Annotated in this window: 17 protein-coding genes; 4 read left to right on the top strand and 13 right to left on the bottom strand. The window is 41.3% G+C overall.

Going from position 1 to position 19,495, the window contains the following annotated elements; translation table 11 throughout:
- Positions 1 to 3: 3 nt before the first annotated feature.
- Positions 4 to 885, bottom strand: a complete 882-nt coding sequence (locus I6F10_RS13580) for an ABC transporter ATP-binding protein (RefSeq protein WP_002959519.1) — start codon at positions 883 to 885, stop codon at positions 4 to 6.
- A 187-nt stretch (positions 886 to 1,072) separates the two neighbouring features.
- Between I6F10_RS13580 and I6F10_RS13575 the strand changes: the two genes are divergently transcribed.
- Entirely contained in the window at positions 1,073 to 1,750 is a 678-nt protein-coding gene (locus tag I6F10_RS13575; RefSeq protein ID WP_024594835.1) for a nitroreductase family protein, read from the top strand.
- Here the strand turns inward: I6F10_RS13575 and I6F10_RS13570 are convergent.
- The gene (locus tag I6F10_RS13570) at positions 1,743 to 2,051 is read right to left on the bottom strand and encodes an ArsR/SmtB family transcription factor (RefSeq protein WP_197098983.1); all 309 of its coding nucleotides are present in this window, start codon (positions 2,049 to 2,051) and stop codon (positions 1,743 to 1,745) included. The genes I6F10_RS13575 and I6F10_RS13570 overlap by 8 nt on opposite strands.
- A 287-nt stretch (positions 2,052 to 2,338) precedes the next feature.
- Between I6F10_RS13570 and I6F10_RS13565 the strand changes: the two genes are divergently transcribed.
- Positions 2,339 to 2,683: a rhodanese-like domain-containing protein gene (locus I6F10_RS13565; RefSeq protein ID WP_002959525.1), complete on the top strand. Its 345-nt coding sequence runs from the start codon at positions 2,339 to 2,341 to the stop codon at positions 2,681 to 2,683.
- A 15-nt stretch (positions 2,684 to 2,698) separates the two neighbouring features.
- Here I6F10_RS13565 and I6F10_RS13560 read toward each other — a convergent pair whose 3' ends face one another.
- The 7 genes from I6F10_RS13560 to I6F10_RS13530 form a co-directional block, all read right to left on the bottom strand.
- Positions 2,699 to 3,100, bottom strand: a complete 402-nt coding sequence (locus I6F10_RS13560) for a DUF1801 domain-containing protein (protein ID WP_197098982.1) — start codon at positions 3,098 to 3,100, stop codon at positions 2,699 to 2,701.
- Between the two features lie 37 nt (positions 3,101 to 3,137).
- Entirely contained in the window at positions 3,138 to 3,683 is a 546-nt protein-coding gene (locus tag I6F10_RS13555) for a PH domain-containing protein (RefSeq protein ID WP_197098981.1), read from the bottom strand.
- Between the two features lie 173 nt (positions 3,684 to 3,856).
- Complete coding sequence (locus I6F10_RS13550) at positions 3,857 to 8,161, bottom strand: alpha-1,6-glucosidase domain-containing protein (RefSeq protein ID WP_197098980.1); 4,305 nt, start codon at positions 8,159 to 8,161, stop codon at positions 3,857 to 3,859.
- Between the two features lie 22 nt (positions 8,162 to 8,183).
- A complete protein-coding gene (locus I6F10_RS13545; protein ID WP_165744194.1) occupies positions 8,184 to 11,057 on the bottom strand; it encodes a TonB-dependent receptor in 2,874 nt (957 codons plus the stop codon).
- A gap of 166 nt (positions 11,058 to 11,223) precedes the next feature.
- Positions 11,224 to 11,841 (bottom strand): LysE family translocator, encoded by a 618-nt coding sequence (locus tag I6F10_RS13540; RefSeq protein ID WP_039490504.1) that lies wholly within the window; start codon positions 11,839 to 11,841, stop codon positions 11,224 to 11,226.
- Positions 11,842 to 12,024, bottom strand: a complete 183-nt coding sequence (locus tag I6F10_RS13535; protein WP_024599480.1) for a hypothetical protein — start codon at positions 12,022 to 12,024, stop codon at positions 11,842 to 11,844. It lies immediately after the preceding gene.
- 180 nt (positions 12,025 to 12,204) lie between these two features.
- On the bottom strand, positions 12,205 to 12,603 hold the full coding sequence (locus tag I6F10_RS13530) for a DUF3224 domain-containing protein (protein WP_165744195.1): 399 nt from the start codon (positions 12,601 to 12,603) through the stop codon (positions 12,205 to 12,207).
- Positions 12,604 to 12,694: 91 nt separating this feature from the next.
- Here I6F10_RS13530 and I6F10_RS13525 point away from each other — a divergent pair, with 91 nt between their 5' ends.
- Positions 12,695 to 14,473: an ABC transporter transmembrane domain-containing protein gene (locus I6F10_RS13525; protein WP_165744196.1), complete on the top strand. Its 1,779-nt coding sequence runs from the start codon at positions 12,695 to 12,697 to the stop codon at positions 14,471 to 14,473.
- Here the strand turns inward: I6F10_RS13525 and I6F10_RS13520 are convergent, their stop codons facing one another.
- Positions 14,474 to 15,106: an OmpA family protein gene (locus I6F10_RS13520; protein WP_002959537.1), complete on the bottom strand. Its 633-nt coding sequence runs from the start codon at positions 15,104 to 15,106 to the stop codon at positions 14,474 to 14,476.
- A 190-nt stretch (positions 15,107 to 15,296) separates the two neighbouring features.
- Here I6F10_RS13520 and chrA point away from each other — a divergent pair, with 190 nt between their 5' ends.
- Positions 15,297 to 16,451, top strand: coding sequence for a chromate efflux transporter (gene chrA / locus I6F10_RS13515; protein ID WP_197098986.1), 1,155 nt, complete (start codon positions 15,297 to 15,299; stop codon positions 16,449 to 16,451).
- Here the strand turns inward: chrA and I6F10_RS13510 are convergent.
- Genes I6F10_RS13510 through I6F10_RS13500 form a run of 3 tightly spaced genes read right to left on the bottom strand, consistent with a single transcriptional unit; the run spans position 16,408 to position 19,488 of the window.
- Complete coding sequence (locus I6F10_RS13510) at positions 16,408 to 17,667, bottom strand: mechanosensitive ion channel family protein (protein ID WP_002959539.1); 1,260 nt, start codon at positions 17,665 to 17,667, stop codon at positions 16,408 to 16,410. The two genes, chrA and I6F10_RS13510, sit on opposite strands and share 44 nt — an antisense overlap.
- Entirely contained in the window at positions 17,664 to 18,584 is a 921-nt protein-coding gene (locus I6F10_RS13505; RefSeq protein WP_165744197.1) for an acetyltransferase, read from the bottom strand. Before I6F10_RS13505 ends, I6F10_RS13510 begins: the two co-directional genes overlap by 4 nt.
- 25 nt (positions 18,585 to 18,609) lie before the next feature.
- On the bottom strand, positions 18,610 to 19,488 hold the full coding sequence (locus tag I6F10_RS13500; RefSeq protein ID WP_024604493.1) for an acyltransferase: 879 nt from the start codon (positions 19,486 to 19,488) through the stop codon (positions 18,610 to 18,612).
- Between the last annotated feature and the right edge of the window lie 7 nt (positions 19,489 to 19,495).

The following is a 19,495-nucleotide window of genomic DNA, read 5'->3' as shown; positions in this document are numbered from 1 at the left end:
CCCTTATGCTACTTGGCTGTTACGATGATTAAGCAACGTAGAAAAATACACATCTTCTAGGTTTGCACTGCTGAGCTCAAAACCTTCAGGGGCTTCATTGGCTAATACATGTAATATGGTTTGCCCAGCAAATAAGCGTTTTGAAATAACAGGCAGCTGCGGTTCAAGCTCTAGCGCTTCTTCTTGGCTCATGGCTTTGCGCCAAATTTGGCCTTGGAGTTTATCGGTAAGGGCAATTGGATTGCCCTCTAATAGTATTTTACCGCCTGCCAGCACCGCCATGTTTGGGCAAAGCTCTGCTACATCTTCAACAATGTGGGTCGATAATATAACGACTTTTTGCTCGCCTAAGCTTACTAACAAGTTATGAAAACGATTACGCTCTTCAGGATCTAGCCCCGCTGTTGGTTCATCAACGATAAGTAAGTCGGGGTCACCTAGTAAGGCTTGTGCAATACCAAAACGCTGGCGCATACCGCCCGAAAAGCCACTTACCGCTTTTGAGCGATGTTGATATAAATTAGTATGTGCAAGTAATCCTTCAACCGACTCTTTACGCTCTGCTTTATTATGAATTCCCTTTAAAACAGCCATATGGTCTAGCAAGTCGTAGGCACTTACCCGTGGGTATACACCAAAATCTTGCGGTAGGTAACCTAAACGTTGGCGCAAAGCCTGTGGGTCTTTAAATACATCAATGCCATCAAAAGTAATTGAACCTGAATCAGCCGACTGCAGTGTTGCAATGGTACGCATTAGCGATGATTTACCTGCGCCATTTGGCCCAAGTAATCCAAACATCCCTTTGCCGATAGATAAATCAACACCTTGTAGTGCATGTACGCCGTTATCGTAGGTTTTAGATAACCCTGTTATTGATAGCATTTTTACTTCCTTGAATATGAGTAATTATTTTTATAATGTTTTATACCACAAGGAAAATAGGAACATAAGTTACTTACTGGTTAAATTTGTAACAACAAATAAACATAATTTAAACTCATAACACTTGCCTGCACTGTATTCACTCGGTATAAAAACCACATATACTTTTTATAAGAAGCGAAAAGCCATGCAAGATCACCAAAGCCAGCCGTTAAATGACTTTATAGAATATCCACATGAAGAAATGCTAAATCGTGCTAACGAGTTTTTACAAACCAGCCAACGCCGCCATAGCATTCGCAGCTTTAGCGATCGCCCAGTACCAAAAAATATTATTGAAGCATGTATAAAAGCAGCGGGCACAGCACCAAGTGGGGCGAATCATCAGCCTTGGCATTTTGTGGCTATAAACAGTAGCGATGTAAAAAAACAAATAAGAGAAGCCGCAGAAAAATTAGAGCGTTCTTTTTACGAAGGCAGAGCAGGTGAAGAGTGGTTAGATGCGCTAAAACCGTTAGGTACCGACGCCAATAAACCTTATTTAGAGCATGCACCTTGGCTTATAGCTGTATTTAGTCAAAAAAAGGGCGGCGTAAGCACTGATGATAAAAATACGAATTATTATGTGCATGAGTCTGTTGGCTTAGCTACCGGCTTTTTAATTCAAGCACTGCACCGCAGTGGTTTGGCAACCCTTACTCATACTCCAAAGCCAATGAGTTTTTTAACCGACATATGTAATCGCGATAAAGATAATGAACGCCCATACATGCTACTTATTACAGGCTACCCAAGTGATGACGCAACAATACCTGCTCATGCACTGGATAAAAAATCACTCGATGAAATAGCTACGTTTATTTAGTATTTTCTTGTCGGCAAAACCACTCATATAGCAAAGCAATGATCGACTCAACTTTTGGATCGGTCAACGAGTAATAAATAGTGTGCCCTTCTCTGCGAGTAGCAACCATACCTGCCTTGCGTAAACTTGCTAAATGCTGAGATAACGCTGACTGTGCTAAAGGTACATTTTTATTTAGCTCACCTACACTTTGCTCACCTTGTAATAAACTACATAAAATCATTAAGCGATTTTTGTTAGCCATTAATTTTAAAAACTGTTCGGCTTGCTCTGCGTTGACAGCTAGTTGTTCAATATTCATTTTTATTATTTCTCTTTTTTAATACCTTTTTAAGTATAGACTTTTACATTAGTAAGTTCTAATATAATTAACATTAGGTTTTACTAATGTTAAGATGGCCATGAAACTAGCGATGCCATTTTATTAATCGGCGGAAGTGCTGTAGCAGTATCCGCACTATTAAGTTACTTTATATAAAGTAACTTTCAGTTTTTAACGTTATTTATAAGTATTAACTCAATTCAACCTACTTATACCAAGTAGCACCTATTAATGTCTTTTTTAAGAAAAAGAGGATTTACAAACTAATGCTTACATCAATCCCTGACTTACTAAAAATTATCACACCTAACCAACGCCGTATTGACGCAGCGCAAGCAAAACTCGAGCTTGAACAAAATAAAGGTTTACTTATTGATGTGCGAGAACCTGCAGAGCACGCGACAAAAGCAGCTACTGGCGCTATAAATATTCCGCGTGGATTACTCGAGATGAAACTGATGGAAATAGAAAAAGACGCAGCTCGCCCTATTTACGTGCACTGCGCAAGTGGTGCACGCGCAACGTTGGGAGCAGAAGCGTTAACGCGTGTGGGTTATGAAAACGTAACCGTTATTACCTGTGACGCAAACCAAATATGTAGTGTGTTTTAAACATCAATTGAATACTTATAATGATGCGCCTAGTAAAGGTAGGCGTTTAACTTTGTGATAAGTCAGTGCTAATTTAATACACTCTTTAACTGGGTACTCTGGTAATGGCTTTTCACTATTTAATAAAATTGCCCGGTTACCTTCGAAAGTGAGAGTGTGGGAATACAACTCTCTAAATGTGCTTACTAGCTTTGATTGGCAATGAAAAAACAAATAATACGAGGAGCCCTTAAAGCCTACGCGAATGGGGCTGCCATTTATTGTGTTATAACTTGGCTCTCCCCACTTTAAAGACTCTTCAACAGCTCCTAAGTTTTGCTCTTGTGCTACGGTATAAATTAACTCTCGTAATTTTATAAGCTTACTTTTTACTATCTCAGGATAATTATTAAATATATTTTTTATATCCGTATTCATAAAAATATCCTTATAAACTTTACAATTTTAAAGCAGGCTACTTTTGCTGCCTTTCATCAAGTAAAACAAGTAGCATCTGCTCAATATTTTTAACACTATAAGTAAGTGCTCTCAGTAGCTCTTTCTCACTTTGCTCTGTTGCCTGCTGCGACGCTTTACCTTGATTAGCCAATACATCTTTTTGCTCAAGTATCGCCTCTCTAAACTCACTCGCATTAACTACACCAAGCAAAGACACTAAAGCACCATTTCCTGACTGCCCAGCTGTTTCAAAACTTAAACGATATAATCCAAAAATTCGCATAAGCGGCCCTTGGCTTAACCCAACATCGGTTATTTTTTCAAGCGGAATAGATTTTTCTTCTTTAAATAATATGCCACGTTTAACTACCAATTTTTGTGGTAATAAGTCAGCTGACATAGCTGCGAGTATTCGTCCGCCCACCAGCCATATAATCAGTAAAATGATAGGTATAAGCGGTATAGTAACAAGAGCCAACATTGCAAATAGCGAGGCAGTAACCATCCAGTATTGTTTTACTTTAGGATCAAAATTAGCACTTTTTAAGGTTAAGTTACTCATTAGCTTTCTTTTGTATGGTTGGGGATTTATAAAAGTACGCCAATCTAATATTGAATGCAATTTAGTCCAAACATTTATAATTAGCATTCAAATATACTTTCACACACTTATGTACATACAAAAAAGCCGAGCATACAGGGCTATGCTCGGCTTAGGTCTGAAAAAACAAACTGCTACTGCTTATTAATAAGTATGCTTACATTTTCTCTATCTGGGCCTATTACATTAAACGTGTAAGTACCTTGTTCGGTAATATTTAGTGCTATATTGGCACCTACGGCTTCAAGTGGTGTTAGTTCATCAATTGCCACTACCGGCGTATCGCCTGCTCCACCGTAATCAACGGTACTCCAATCTTCAGACGCTACTTTAAATTCGTAGTCACCCGCTTCTAACTCTATTGATGTAGAGTAAATTGCATCACCCTCGTACATCAGCGGGTTATCAGTACTCCAGTCATTTAAGCTGCCACGAATAAACACTGTCGTTTGTGCAAACATTTCAGCGTTGAGCACTTTTAGCGATACGTTATTTAAATCACTGGCGTCAAATATAAACTGGTATTCACCTTCTTCTGCAATGTCGATGGTCATATTCGCGCCCGCAACCGACAACTGCTCTACAGTGCCAACCATAACACTGGCATCTCCCTCAGCCGATCCATAATCAACCGTGCTCCAATCTTCTGACGCTACTTTAAATTCATAACTTGCAGCGCTCAGTGTTTTAGTAAAGGTGTAAATACCTTTACCTTTATAACTTAGCTCATCGGTTACTCCCCAGTCATTAAGCGTACCGCGCACATAAATAGCGGTGCCTATAAATGGCTCTTCGTTGTATAAAGTAAGCGTTGGATTTTCAGGGTTTGAAGCATCAAGCGAAAATACATACGTTGCATCAATGGCAGCGCTAAATGTCATGTTTGCACCTGAGCGCGTTAATGGCTCGCTTTGGTTTTCAACTACATCTTTATCAGCGTCAGAAAGCGCACCAAAATCAACCGTAGACCAATCTTCTGAGGCAATTTTAAATTCGTAATCGCCAGCGCTCAGTGCAATTGCTATACGGTATTCACCATCGCCAATATATTCAAATGCATCGCGTGTGCCCCAGTCGTTTAAACTACCGCGCACAAACACAGCGGTGCTGCCATAAGGTACTACATCAGGCGCGCCTACGGTCGCATTTGCACTTAAACCAACACCTTGGCTCTCACCTTGGTTTTTAGTGAATACAGCTAATGTATAAGGCGGTACAGTAAATGTGCCTTCGTTATCGCCAGCAGCAAAATTGGCGCTAGCCATACTTGCATCAACACTGTTTTTTAATACATTGTGTAATTCAAAATCCGCTGCGGTGGCAATAGTATGGCTAAGGATTTGCTCGGTTGCGTTAATCACGACAACAAGCGCATCAAATGCAGGGTCTAAGTCTGTTAGCCCTTCGCCATCATCAATGCTCATTACTATTAAGCCATGTTGCTGCGCTTTACCTACGTTATGAAAACCCACCCGCTCAATAACATCTTGCTCTGTGGTTAATCTAAAGAGTGGGCTGCTACTACGTATTTGTAAAAATTCATTAAATACATCATGTGCAAAGGTAATATCTTGTGGCTGTGCAGCCGCTTGGGTATTAGCAGAAATAGGCATAATTTCTTGCCATTTCACTTCGTTGTCTTGTGCGGGTGGCAAGCCAATATTCCAGTTATTGGTATTTTGGGTAAAATCCACAAAGTTAAACCAGTCGCCCGAGTCGTAGCTGTTACGATCCATCGATTTTGAACGCAGCAAGTCGGCGCCCATTTGCATAAATGGAATACCTTGGCTCATAAGCGGAAGTGCTAATGCCATATTATGAGCACGAACGCGCTGCTCAATACTCATATTAGTGCTGTGTTTATATTGCAGCTGATCCCATAGTGTTTCGTTATCGTGTTTTGATACGTAATGAATGCTATCGGCAGGGTCTAGTGCATACGCCGTTGGCTGAGTATTCCAAGTAAAGCTATTACCCTTTGCTGAGTTACCTTTAAAGTCTTTTAAAACGTAGTTTTGTAAATTACCCGCAAGTGACAAACGTAACGTGTCTTGCTCTGCTAAATTGCCATCCGTTGAGCTATTACTAAATAATGCGCCGCCGCGAACGGCTTCACGAATACGGTCGTTAAAGGTACCTACTTCGCTACCGGCCATATCGGCTTGTTTGGCTTGCACAAATAAGCGGTTATTTGCCACCTCACCAAAGTCCCAACCTTCGCCATAAAAGTAGTTATCTTCATCAACAGCTTGCACTGCATCACGTGCTGCAAGAATTGACGATTTTGGCATGTGCCCCATTACATCAAATCTAAAGCTGTCATAGCCAAATTCACGCGCCAAAATAACTAATGAATCACTAACAAACTTATCCATCATTACATGCTCTGTAGCTGTATTTTCACAACACGTTGAGCGCTCTATTTCACCGCTTACTTCGTTATAGCGATGGTAGTAACCCGGTACTAGCTTATCAAATACCGACTTGTCCCAAATACCCGACGATGTTGTATGGTTATAAACCACATCAAGCACTACGCGCAGACCAATAGATTGCAGTGATTGCACCATAGCGCGGGTTTCTTTAACGCGGGCAATGCCCTCTGGGCTTGAGGCGTACGAGCCTTCAGGCGCAATAAAGTAATGCGGATCGTAACCCCAGTTAAAGCTATCTAAGCTGCGCATAGCATCAGCAAGTGCTTGTGCGTCATCTGAGCCTGGTAAATAACCGCCCATTAAATCAATAATGGTGCTGTTTTTATCTTGGGTTTTACACGCATCGGCTTCATCGTTGATTTGCTCACATAAATCTCCTAGCGTATCGCTAATATCTACACGCTTACTGACGTCTTCATCTATGGTGCCAATATCAGTAATAGGTAATAAATGAAAGTGCGTTAAGCCATTTTGAGCCAAAGTTTGTAAGTGCTGCATAGGAGCACTATTTAGCTCAGTAAATGCAAGGTATTTACCGCGGTTAGCCTCTGTTACGCTGTTATCGCGCGCACTAAAGTCACGTACATGGCCCTCGTAAATAATCGCATCTTCTGGGTTTTCTACAGTAGGAATAAGGCGTGTATCCCAGCCTTCGGGTTTAGTGTCTTCATCGGCTAAATTAATCAACTGGCTGTATAAACCATTGGTAGATACATTTAGTGAGTAAGGGTCTGTGCTCCAAAGCGACTCTATTTGCTGAGTCAGTGGGTGGTAAACATCAAAATTAAAGCGGTAGTAGTGGCGGTCGTATTGCATATCTAAACTTGCCTGCCAAATACCTGTCTGTGTATTTAATGTCATTGGAGTAGAGTGCACTTGTGTTTTTGCATCATCAAACACATTTAGCATCATGTTATTAGCGGTGGGTGCCCACACAGTTACATCAATCGCGTTATTGCCATAGTTTACACCCAGCACAGCTTCATTAGCATCGTCTTCGCCTTGCGTATAAAGGGCATCGAGTGCTTTAGCGGTTTGCACATAGCTTGCTTCTAGCAGCGTGCCTTCACTATCGTAACCTGCAATAACAAGCTGCGATTTAATAAGTGCTTTAGCCGTGCTTGTATCCCAACTTCCTTCGTATGCGTTCCAGGTGGTTAAATGCGGTACTTTTGACGCTTGCTCATCAGTTATATTGCTTGATTGCAGCGTAACAGTATCGCCGTTTAAACCAGTATCAATATCCACTTCAAGCTCAGCCGTAGCTGATGAATGTAACTTAATTAGGCTTGTAAACTCGTTACTTGGTTTATACAAAATAGTATTTAAATCTATCCAATGCGCTGAAGCACCTGTTATAGCAACTGCGCGTTCGCCTAAACTTAATATAGGGTATTCAAACACCGAAGGCTCGCCATGAATGGTAAAGTTCATACGCTGAAAGGTTTCATCGTCTTGCATCAGCGGCATGGTTAAATCAACATCACCAAACGCCTTACCTGACCCTTCTGTACCAATATGAATAATAAAATTAGCACATTCGTTATAACCCTCTTTAAGGTTAATTATCCAGTACGCACCGTAGTTTGGATCAATACCATCGTATTCATGGCCGTTAGCCCAATCACTGGTATCAAATGGTGGTGCATAAGCATCACACACATCGTTATTCCACGAATGTAATCGGTAGCCTTCGTAGTTATCATCGGCTAAGCGGTTATAAAATAAAACCGCCTCTCCCTCCCCTGCAAATACAACAGGGTCTGGCAGGGTTGGGTCGGCGTCAACCACGCAACTTTCGTTATTTTCATCAGGTACTGTAGGTGCAGGGCACGATATAGGTTCGGGATCGACACATTGTGACCCCGCTTCATTAGGGACTTGTGGCACATTACAGGTAAGTAATGGTTCACCAGATTCAACATCACCTGTTCCACCACACGCTGCTAATAGCATTAACGCTAACGTTATTAGCAAATATTTAGACATAGTTATAATTTTCATTTTTAAACGCTCCGTTTGCTAATTAATGACTGTATGTAAAACCAAGGTAGAACTGACGACCAAAGTACTGAGTCGTCCCTGTTCGTTGCTCTGAGCCAAAGTAACTTTGGGTTGGTTCATCGGTTAAGTTATTAACTTGCAAAAGCATTGTTAGCGAGTCGCTAAAGCGATAAGAGGTTTGAAAGTCGACTACGGTTTCAGCATCAAAATTAACCACTTGCTCGTTAATGGCAACCTGCTCTGATACAAATTCATCGCGGTAACGCACATTAAGGCGGGTTTCAAAATCATCCATTGAGTAAAAAACCGTGGCATTAAACACGTTATTAGATAGCCCAGGTAAAGATTGCGATAACGTGTCGCCCCCTAAGCTGGTAATCGATTCAATTTCACTTTCGGTGTATGAGTAACTTGCGTTAGCGCCTAAGCCATTAAATGGCTCAGGTAAAAAGGTAAACACTTGCGTATAAGCAAGCTCTAGCCCTCTGATATAGCCACCTTCACCGTTATTAACTGCCGTGGTGTAAATACCGTTTGTTGTCGCAACTTGCTCGCCACTAACGGGGTCTTCTATAGAGTCAGGTACGTTAAAGCCATTGCCTTTAAAGTCGAAGTTTTCGATTGATAAGGTTTCAACAAACGAGTCTATATTTTTATAAAATAACGCTGCTGCGATAGTACCGTTACCTTCTTCAAAATAATATTCGTAAGATAAGTCGTATTGGTCGGCATAAAAGGGTTTTAAAAATGGGTTATTAGTACTTGAACCATTAATAACACCATCATCGCTTACGTTTGCACTGGCATCGCCCGCTAAGCGGTTAATTGGCGCACGCGACATTACTTTAGCCGCAGCAAAGCGCACAAGTGAATTGTCGTTAAGTTGCAGATTTAAATTTAATGATGGTAAGTAGTCGGTGTATTTAGTGCCTAATACATTAGGCGCGTATAAATCATTTACAATGCCGTTCTCATCAACAATATTTTGCGCACCTAAGCGCGCATCGCCTGCTACGTTTTCTAGTACCGTTGCTGATTGGTCGGTTTCAACGCGGCGCACACCCACATTACCCGATAGGTCGAGCCCCCCTATTTGCGTGTTAATGTTTACCATAACGTACGCAGCTAGCACATCTTCAAACACCGAGCCGCTTTGTAGCACTGTCCACGAATAGTTACTTGTGTAACCTTGCGCGTCGTCTACGCCATCGGCGTTGCCCCATGTTTGAACAGGCTCGGGCGTGCCATCTGGAAACCACGCATTGAGCGCTTTGTCTAAATCAATCGCTAAATACGATGGGAAATAACTAAACTCGCCCTGCCAGTCAACCACAGAGGCCATATCGTTGGTTAAACGTAAAGGCGGTTGCGTTGCTGAAAACGCCCCGTCGTTACCGTACTCAAATACCGATCGTTTTCGGCTGTACTCTCTATCTGAGTAGCGCGCACCAAACTCTACGGAACTAAATATATCGCTTTCTAACTCGTATTTAAAATCGAGCCTAAATGCCGTTACTTCATCTTCTGTTTGATCTGGGTAAATACCATATTTGCTGACCATTACACGGTCTATATCGCTAAAGGCGGCCGCCTGATTAAACCCAACGTCAGGTAAATTTAAGCCGTTTAATTGATAGTTAATTGCTACGTTGTTATCAAATACTGGCGTTTCTGCATTGGCATCTTCTGCTACTAAGCTCCACAGTAAGCCATTTCTAAAATTACTTTTTGCGCGAGAAAGCGACACATCGGCATTTACGCTTAATCTATCGGTTACCTGCCAATCGGCATTAACGCCAAAACTATCTACTTCGTCAAAGTCTTGGTTGTCGTCGTTTACTATTTCAACGCGGGTATAGCTTTGCGAAGTGCGGTTAACCGCTGCGCCTATTACGGCATTACCATCGAGCTGAGCGTTAGCATATGCAGCTGTTGGCCCGCCTAATTTAACCCTCAAGCCGCGAGCAAACGACTCTTTATCAAAGCGCGATAAAAACGCATCACCTTTTAATTTAAAGTTATCTACCGGCGCCCACTCTACAGCTGCTAAGTAACCATTACGGGTTTCTTCGCCGCCTAAATGCTGTAGCTCAAAGCCTTCGCTAATGTATTCGTTTTCTGGATTAGCTAAAGGGCCATTGGTGTCGTTAGCTGCGCCATCAACGTCTTTTGTATCGTTGTACGCAAGGCCAATAAACTGCGTTGCTACACTTGGCTGAAACAAACGCGCATAGCCAAGCGCTACGCCTAATGTGTCGTCTAGGTATTTGCCTTGATACGAAAAACTAATTCGGTCGCCAAACTCAGTGGCATCCGACACCTCTGAGGCGCGGTCGTTATACATACCGCGCACATTAGCTACAAATTTATGTGTTTGGTCGTTATTGAGTGGGCTGGCGGTTTCAAGCTCTACCGTACCGGCCACGCCACCTTCAATAAGCGATGCCTTTGGCGATTTGTATACCGCCGCAGAGCTAATTAATTCTGACGGATATTGGTCAAACTCAATACTGCGGCTGCCACTTGTAGATACTTGCTCGCGGCCATTAAGTGTTGAAAATACAAACCCGCCCGACAGCCCGCGTATATTAATTTGCGCCGCTTGGCCGCCCGTTCTTACTGCTGAAATACCTGGTAATCGTGTAAGCGCATCGGCCATTGAAATATCAGGCAATGCCCCTAAATCATCGGCAGAAATTTGTTCTGACACCGTATCGCTAAAACGCTTTTGATTTAAAGATTGGATTAAACTGCGACTAAAGCCTCGCACTTCAATAATTTCTAAATCTTCAGCTTGTGTGCTGGGTGATTGATTTGTTGAGCCTTCGTTTGCAGCCAATGCACTATTTGCGGCAAATAAAGCCAGCATAAGTGCACTTAGTTTAAACTTGTCCATGTGTGTGAACCTTTGAGTTATTGTTGTCAGGTGTTGCTGTGTTGTTCAAAACACAACCAACAAATTGTAACTAAAAGGTAAAATTAATGTGATGAATACGTATGCAGGGCATGAGGGTTAGGCTGCAGGTGTATGCGCGTACAGACACCTGCATTTGGAACGCTATTTAAAGGCTAAGCACCACTTTTATCGCAAGAGCAATAAATACGACTCCCAGTATTTTATCAAGCCACGGGTTTTGTTTGGTAAATCCAAAGCGGTTTTTTGAAACCTCTGTCAGTAACGCCACCAGCAAGTACCAACCGGTATCAATTACAAACACGGTTAAGCACATAATTATGCCCACACTTAAAGTAAGTAGCTGAGGGTCAATAAACTGTGAGAACAAGGCTAAAAAGAAAATCGCGAGCTTGGGGTTTAAAAAAGCAATGGCAAAACCATCTTGTAATGCTTTAGCTGCACTTACCTCACTTTTTTGTACTTCAAGTTCGTCATTACTTGGTTTTGCTAGCAATATTTTTATACCTAAATACGCCAAATAGGCCGCACCTAAGTAAACGAGTATTTGATAAACAGTTGGAAACTGCGTCATTAAAGCGCCTAACCCTAATAACGATGCACCGGCATACAAGCCAACGCCAGTACCATGACTGAGCGCGGCAAGCATACCGTTTTTCATACTACCGTTAAGTGAGTGCTTTAAAACCACCGCTAAACTTGGTCCTGGCGACATTGCGCCCATCATACAAATAGCCGCTAGGCTTAACCATACTGTAAATGTCATTTAAAGCTCGTCAGTTTCAATAAACAAAGTATAACCATGCACTTGGCCATAAAAGCCTGTCAATGGCACTGCGTTTATTACTTTCCAGCCATCTTGGTTTAATTCCTGTATGCGGTCATTCAGTGCGACTATATCTACCCCACCCAAAAAACGGGTCTTTCTAAATTCGATTACTTTTTGCATTTTAATCCTTGAGTGTCTTATACCAATTCGCTTATTTAAGTGATCTTTTTTGAGGATGGAAAAACGTGTTGATAGCTAGGCAAAAAATTCGCTATTTAGTTGTTCTAAATGAGAATTTTTTAACGCAGGTAGCGACACGTTTAGGCCCGCAAAATGATTAAGTAATATTGCGGATTGGTATTATAAAGTGTATTCAAAATCGTAGTAGTGAATCCCTTGCTCAATACATATTTTCATACTGCCCGTTAACCCTTCTAGCTCATGAGTGCCTGAGTCGGGAATTACATTTAAAATTAGGCTGTCTTGGCCTTTATCCATCGTGCCAAAATGCTGCAGTACAAAGCTGCCTTTTTTGCCGTCAAGCTCGCCTATTACTTGCTCTATGGCAACGTAACCGGCACCGCCTTGCGTGGGTGTCATGGCGCTTAGCATTTCGCCCTGGCTGGTAGCATTTAAGCTACCTTTAAATGTTTTATCTATCGACATGCGCCCTAAATTAACGCCGTTTTGGCCGCTTGCGTAGCCTTCTATTGGGGCTAAATTTACATTAAATTCTCCACTTACAGTTGCAGTAGTCATAACGTTTCCTTATTGATGCTAATATTTAAGAGTATTGATTTTTATTATCTTAGTGCCATATCTATACCTTAACCTTTAAAAAGAATCCACTATGTCAAAAACAACACCTAAGCCCGAAAAAGCCGCTTTTAGTAGTTTATTACCTATTTTTGCTTTTATTAAACCGTATAGATGGATGGTAGTCGCCGCTCTAGCCGCATTACTCGTAACGGCAGGCGTTAACTTGTCATTAGGGCAAGGTGTTAAGTTTGTCATAGATCATGGCTTTATTGCAGGCTCTAAAGATCAGTTACAACAAGCTGTATTGGTGCTTATTGGTTTAATTAGTTTATTGGCCGTTGGCACATTTAGCCGTTTTTATTTAATGTCGTGGATTGGCGAGCGAGTCAGTAACGATATTCGCAAAGCCGTGTTTAATCGCATTGTTACTTTGCACCCAAGCTACTTTGAAGAAAACCGCAGTGGCGAACTTATGTCGCGTTTGACAACCGACACAACATTACTGCAATCAATTATTGGTTCATCATTTTCTATGGCGCTTCGCAGTGTACTTATGTTGATTGGTGGGCTTGCTATGCTGTTGTTTACTAATTTAAAACTTACTTTAGTAGTTGTTGCTTGTGTGCCGTTGGTACTTGTTCCTATGATGATATTTGGTAAAAAGGTGCGCAAACTTGCAAGTTCTAGCCAAGATGCTATTGCCGACATAAGTACCTATGCCGGCGAAATCATACAAAATATTAAAGTAGTGCAAAGCTATAGCCACGAAGAGCAAGAGCAGCACGCTTTTGCACTTGAAACCGAAAAAGCCTTTAATGTGGCTAAAAGCCGCATTAAGCAACGTTCGTTTTTAATTGCAGCGGTAATATTTTTAACTTTTAGCGCTATTAGCGCAATGCTGTGGGTCGGCGGCAGCGACGTATTAGCAGGTACCATGACTGGCGGTGAGCTAGGAGCCTTTGTGTTTTACGCTATTATGGTAGCAATGTCGGTGGCAACCGTTGCTGAAGTATATGGCGAACTACAACGCGCAGCAGGCGCAGCTGCAAGATTACTTGAGTTACTTGCTGTTAAAAGTGAGATAGAAAACCCACTAAATCCACAAGATAGTAACTTACTAAAAAATAGTAACAGCCCTGCTATTACGCTTGAGAATATAGGCTTTAACTACCCTTCTCGCCCAGACGTAAGCGCACTTAATAAAATAAGTTTAAATATACTTCAAGGCCAAACTGTGGCTATTGTTGGCCCTTCTGGCGCAGGTAAAACAACCTTATTTGAATTACTACAGCGCTTTTACGATCCGGCTAGCGGAGCCATCAAATTTAAAGATATAAACATTAAAGAATTATCGCTTAATACCCTCAGAGGTAAAATGGGTATGGTAGCGCAAAACCCTATTTTATTTAGCTCCGATGTAATGCATAACATTCGCTACGGCAACCCAAAAGCAAGTGACGAGCAAGTATATGCCGCTGCCAAACATGCTCATGCTGATGAATTTATTAAACAATTACCGCAAGGTTATAACAGTTTTTTAGGTGAGCAAGGTGTGAGGTTATCGGGTGGGCAAAAGCAGCGTATTGTACTGGCACGCGCTATTTTAAAAGACCCTGAAATACTGCTTTTAGATGAAGCAACCAGTGCACTCGATGCTCAAAGTGAGCACCACGTGCAAGCTGCGCTTGAGCATTTAATGCAAAACCGCACCACGCTTATTATTGCCCATAGACTAGCAACGGTTAAACATGCCGATGTGATTGTAGTCATGGAAAATGGAGAGATTATAGCAACGGGTACCCACCAAGAATTAGTAGCAAGTAACCCGTTGTATCAAAAACTGTGTGAATTACAGTTTAATAAAGACTAATTATTCTTCAGTGTTTGGTACTATTTGAATTTCTACACGGCGGTTTTGAGCACGGCCATTTGCACTATCGTTAGTCGCAATTGGACGTGTTTCGCCATAACCCATAGTACTTACACGCTCAGCCATGATTTGCTGGTTCACTAAGTAGTTTTTAACGCTTTGAGCACGTTCACGCGATAGGTTCATGTTGTAGCTGTCTTTACCTGTGCTATCTGTATGGCCTTCAATACTTAGGTACGTTTTTTCGTATTTGTTCATCACTTTAGCAATCGCATCTAAGGTATCGTTAAAGCCAGACGAAATATAAGATTGGTCGGTCGCAAACGTAATATTAGATGGCATAACTAAACGCAAGTTATCGCCTTCACGTACAACTTCAACACCAGAGCCTGCAAGTTCATCACGAAATGCTTCTTCTTGCTTATCCATGTAGTTGCCCACTGCAGCGCCAGCTAGTGCGCCGATAGCAGCGCCTATAAAAATACGCTTATCTTTATGGTTACTTGTTGCTTTACCTAATACGCCACCCGCTGCTGCGCCAATAGCCGCACCTTTGCCGGTGTTATTCATTTCACAACCAGAAAGTAATACAGCTACTACGGTTACGCTTAAAAGTGATTTAGTTAAAGTCATGGTGATACCCTATTCATTAAGAATTTAGCAAGAGTATGCAAATACATGTATGAACAAACTATGAAGAGAGTGTTAAAAGCAGCGCATCTTGCTTGATTGTTAAACAGACCTCAAACTAATGTGCCGTTTTAATAAAAATGTCATACTACGCTGTGACAATTTAATGAATTTTACAAAGGATATTGGCGCAATGTTAATTGCTATTTTTAGACAATTTTTTTTACTAGGGTGCATGAGTTTTGGTGGCCCCGCTGCGCATTTAGGCTATTTTAAGCGCCACTTTGTAGATTCGTTAAATTGGCTAACTAACACCCGTTACGCACAACTTATTAGTTTAAGCCAAGCATTACCAGGGCCAGGCTCTAGCCAAGTTAGTTTTGCTATTGGTGTTGAGCGTGCAGGAGTACTGGGTGGTATAGCTGCTTTTGTAGGCTTTACCTTGCCTTCGTTTTTAATAATGGTGCTGCTTGCGGTTAGTGCCCATCAGTTTGACGCTGTTTACTTTGCAATTATTGCAGGCTTAAAGTTATTTGCCGTTGTTATAGTCGCGGATGCAACACTTAGTATGGCTAAAAGCTTTTGTACAAGTGCTGCGCTTAAGTTACTTGCGATAATGAGTACACTTGCCTTGGTGTTATTTCCAATGATGGGAACTCAAATAGCGATTTTAATCACCGCTGCAACAGTAGGTGCTATATGGCCTTTATTAAAACTTGGCACAGTAGCAGACGATGTTAGCAGTAAAAACAGTAATATTAATTGGATTGCACTGGGGTTATTTGCGCTCTTACTTGGGGTTAGCTTTATTCCACTAGGGCATGAGTTTGCTTTGTTTACCCCTTTTTACCAAGCGGGTGCAATGGTGTTTGGCGGCGGACACGTAGTACTGCCGGTACTTCAAGCTGGCGTACCAGCATTGAGTGATGATCAGTTTTTAAGTGCTTACGCGAGTGCACAGGCAGTGCCAGGGCCAATGTTTACTATTGCTACTTACTTAGGCGCACAACTTACTACTGAGCAACCTTTAGTGGGTGCCCTTATAGCTACACTGCTTATATTTATGCCTGGTTTTTTACTTATACTGGCGTTTCAGAAGAGTTGGATTAATTTGGCAAGTAAGCCACGTTTTGCAAGTTCAATAGCGGCGCTTAATGCAGCGGTAGTCGGTTTTTTAGCGGCCGCATTGTATTCACCAATTTGGACATCGGCTGTGCATAACCTTTGGCAGGTTGCGTTACTAATAATTACATTTGCATGGCTGCGATTTAAAAAGCCACCTATTTGGTGGCTCTTAGCTTTATTTATTGCTGTGGGTCTTTTGCAGCACTATTTGCCATCACTCTAAATGTTGGCTTATCTGTTTGTTGCTCGTTAGGAGGGCTTAATTGCCCACTCACACTTTGATATGCCCTAAGCCCAAACACTGGCAATACTGCAAGTAAATGGTCCATTATTTCGGCTTGTAGATGCTCGTACGAAATCCAGCGTTTGTCTTCACTAAAGCAATAAAACTCAATCGGTAACCCGTGGTTCATTGGTTGTAGCTCTCGTACCATTAACGTAAGCGACGTATTAATTTTACTGTGCTGCTTTAAATAGCCCTCAGCATAACGACGAAACAGCCCTAAATTAGAAACTTGAGCGGGTAATGTCGTCACTCGGATATAGTCATGAAGCGGAATAGCCGCATCTATTTGCTTTCTAAATTCATCACTTACTAAACAAATACTGTGCATATCTATATTAAGTGAACGTTTAATACGTCTACCGCCCGACTCTTGCATACCGCGCCAGTTTTTAAACGAACCCGCAACTAGCATATAAGTTGGAATAGTTGTAATGGTGTTATCCCAGTTACGTACCTTTACAGTGTTTAAACCCAAATCAATTACTTCGCCATCGGCGCCATAGTTTTCTACTTGAATCCAATCACCATAGGTTACTAGGCGATTTGCTGCGATTTGAATACTAGCTACAAAGCCTAAAATAGTGTCTTTAAATACTAATAACGTAACAGCAGCAATAGCACCAAAGCCAGAGAGAATATAAGTGGGTGACTTCTCAAGGAAAATACTTACAATTAAAATAGCACACACAATAAAGGTGATTAGCTTAACAACCTGAATTAAGCCCTGAATAGGGACTTCGCGTGCAAACTCCAATTGGTTATAAATAGAACCCGCAATGCTTACAATACTGCTAAAAATAAAACCTACATGAATAATTAGTATGGCTTGGCCAACCGTTTTCAAAATTTCAGCGGTCAGCTCATTAACCGGATAAACACTGTCAAAGGTCGCCAAAAATAATACGCAGCAAAGCATACCTGCAATACGTCTATTAAGCTTATTAAGCATAGGCGACAACGAACCAATACGTTGAGGCGAAAGCTTAGTTACCACTTTTTGAATGCCTGGTAACATTAACCTACGAGTAAATAAGTAAACAATTAATAAAGAAAAAATCCCTATTGAAACTGCGGTAATAGAACTAAGAAAATCCGCATCGGGTACTTTTTCAAACCAAGGAGCTATTAACTCCTGTAGGTGGGTGTTGGTCATAGTGTTTCAATTTCCTTACTGATTTGTGGTTCAGGTAAATCTTGTTGAGCATAAATATCGGCAAGCTGCTGATCTTTCGCAACCCATAGCTCATTCACATAATGTTGAAAATTAGCTTTAAATACGTCATCGGTTTGATAGCTGCCCTGCATATTGTCATTAATGGGCGTTACGTCTATTGAAACATAAATAGAATCTAGCTCGCCTTTGAGTAAGTTCCGACAAACGTGATCTGTTTTACCGCTATACACTAAACTTGTATTTAGCATGGCATCAAATTGGTTGGCTAGCACTTCAAGCGCAAAAGCAATGCCACCCGCTTTGGGTTTTAATAAGTGCTTAAAAGGACTTTGCTGCAGATTATGCTTAGCTGGCGTAAAGCGTGTGCCTTCAACAAAATTAACGATGGTAGTAGGATAGTGACGAAAATTGCGACAGCTGTGCTTTGTGCGCTCTACATCCAACCCTTTCAATTTTGGGTTTTTAGCAAGCTGTGCTTTGCTTACCCGTTTCATAAACGGCATACCCATAGCCCACGCACCAGTGCCAATAAAAGGCACGTATTTTAATTCATCTTTTAAAAAAAACTTAGGGGCTGGTAATGCATGTAATGAGCTAAGCACAGTTATATCTAACCAACTCGTGTGATTACATATAAGTAAATACCAACTTTTTGAATTTAAATCGCCACTTATATCAACCATAATATTAGGACAACCTAACCACAAGCCAAACCGATTGCCATTGCACCACCCTCGATAAGCGCTGTGCAATAAAGAGTTAACAACAGACAAAGGCAGTAATAACTTAATAAGCCCTAGTACAAATACTAGTGAGCCAAAAAGCATTACATTAGAAAACAATACGCAGCCCACAATTAAGCCGTTAAGCCAATTTGGTAACCACTTTTTTAGCATAACTGTAAGCTCATATTTTTGCCTTTTATTTGGGGTGTTTTTCGAGCGATTGTAATGTTTGCTCTTTATTTTCCCATAAACGATTTAGCTCGCTTTGAAAGCGTACTCTAAATTCAGAATCGCCGGTGTAGTCACCAATAAGCTCTTCGCTTACAGGCCTTACATCCACGTGTACGTTGATATTTTTTACCTTACCACCTGCAAAATCCATGAATGTAGGAATGCCATCAGGGTAATGAATTGTAACGTTAACCACTTTAGTAATTTGCTCGCCCATCGCTTGCATTACAAAAGCGATACCGCCCGCTTTTGGTTTTAATAAATGTGGAAACGGGCTATTTTGGCGCGCGTGCTTTTGTGTAGTAAAACGAGTGCCTTCTACAAAGTTAACCACACTTACTGGCATCTCTTTAAATTTTTCGCAGGCTTTACGCGTGGTTTCTAAGTCTTTGCCACGCAGTTTTGGATTCTTTTTTAATTGGCTTTTACTCGTGCGGGTCATAAACGGAAAATCAAGCGCCCACCAACACAAACCTAGAATAGGCACGTAAATAAGCTCTTTTTTCAAAAAGAAGTTTAAAAATGGAATTTTACGGTTAAACACGCGCTGCAATACTAAAATATCGACCCAGCTTTGGTGATTTGCAATTACTAGGTACCAATCCTTTAGCTTGAGGTCTTCAAGGCCAGTTACATTAAGTTTAGTTGGCGTAAATAACTTTTGATTTAAGCTATTAAAGGTCACCCAAATAGTTGCAAATTGCTTTGCAGCCCAGCTCATAACCTTTTGTAGAGGCTTAATAGGTATAAGCTTTATAAGCCCACAAATAAAAATAGGCACAAACCAAAAAAGTGTGTTTATTGTGTAAAAAATAATACTAAATACACCGCGAATAACTGACATTACTTCC

The organism is Pseudoalteromonas sp. SWYJZ98 (assembly GCF_015864495.1).
Lineage (GTDB): Bacteria > Pseudomonadota > Gammaproteobacteria > Enterobacterales > Alteromonadaceae > Pseudoalteromonas > Pseudoalteromonas distincta.
The sequence above is the reverse complement of the archived record's forward strand: the minus strand, read 5'-3'. Positions and strand labels throughout refer to the sequence as shown.

Bases quoted from the DNA above. Each gene is read 5' to 3' on its own strand.
- I6F10_RS13580 (WP_002959519.1), bottom strand. From the start codon at position 885: ATGCTATCAATAACAGGGTTATCTAAAACCTACGATAACGGCGTACAT.
- I6F10_RS13575 (WP_024594835.1), top strand. From the start codon at position 1,073: ATGCAAGATCACCAAAGCCAGCCGTTAAATGACTTTATAGAATATCCA.
- I6F10_RS13570 (WP_197098983.1), bottom strand. From the start codon at position 2,051: ATGAATATTGAACAACTAGCTGTCAACGCAGAGCAAGCCGAACAGTTT.
- I6F10_RS13565 (WP_002959525.1), top strand. From the start codon at position 2,339: ATGCTTACATCAATCCCTGACTTACTAAAAATTATCACACCTAACCAA.
- I6F10_RS13560 (WP_197098982.1), bottom strand. From the start codon at position 3,100: ATGAATACGGATATAAAAAATATATTTAATAATTATCCTGAGATAGTA.
- I6F10_RS13555 (WP_197098981.1), bottom strand. From the start codon at position 3,683: ATGAGTAACTTAACCTTAAAAAGTGCTAATTTTGATCCTAAAGTAAAA.
- I6F10_RS13550 (WP_197098980.1), bottom strand. From the start codon at position 8,161: ATGAAAATTATAACTATGTCTAAATATTTGCTAATAACGTTAGCGTTA.
- I6F10_RS13545 (WP_165744194.1), bottom strand. From the start codon at position 11,057: ATGGACAAGTTTAAACTAAGTGCACTTATGCTGGCTTTATTTGCCGCA.
- I6F10_RS13540 (WP_039490504.1), bottom strand. From the start codon at position 11,841: ATGACATTTACAGTATGGTTAAGCCTAGCGGCTATTTGTATGATGGGC.
- I6F10_RS13535 (WP_024599480.1), bottom strand. From the start codon at position 12,024: ATGCAAAAAGTAATCGAATTTAGAAAGACCCGTTTTTTGGGTGGGGTA.
- I6F10_RS13530 (WP_165744195.1), bottom strand. From the start codon at position 12,603: ATGACTACTGCAACTGTAAGTGGAGAATTTAATGTAAATTTAGCCCCA.
- I6F10_RS13525 (WP_165744196.1), top strand. From the start codon at position 12,695: ATGTCAAAAACAACACCTAAGCCCGAAAAAGCCGCTTTTAGTAGTTTA.
- I6F10_RS13520 (WP_002959537.1), bottom strand. From the start codon at position 15,106: ATGACTTTAACTAAATCACTTTTAAGCGTAACCGTAGTAGCTGTATTA.
- chrA (WP_197098986.1), top strand. From the start codon at position 15,297: ATGTTAATTGCTATTTTTAGACAATTTTTTTTACTAGGGTGCATGAGT.
- I6F10_RS13510 (WP_002959539.1), bottom strand. From the start codon at position 17,667: ATGACCAACACCCACCTACAGGAGTTAATAGCTCCTTGGTTTGAAAAA.
- I6F10_RS13505 (WP_165744197.1), bottom strand. From the start codon at position 18,584: ATGCTAAAAAAGTGGTTACCAAATTGGCTTAACGGCTTAATTGTGGGC.
- I6F10_RS13500 (WP_024604493.1), bottom strand. From the start codon at position 19,488: ATGTCAGTTATTCGCGGTGTATTTAGTATTATTTTTTACACAATAAAC.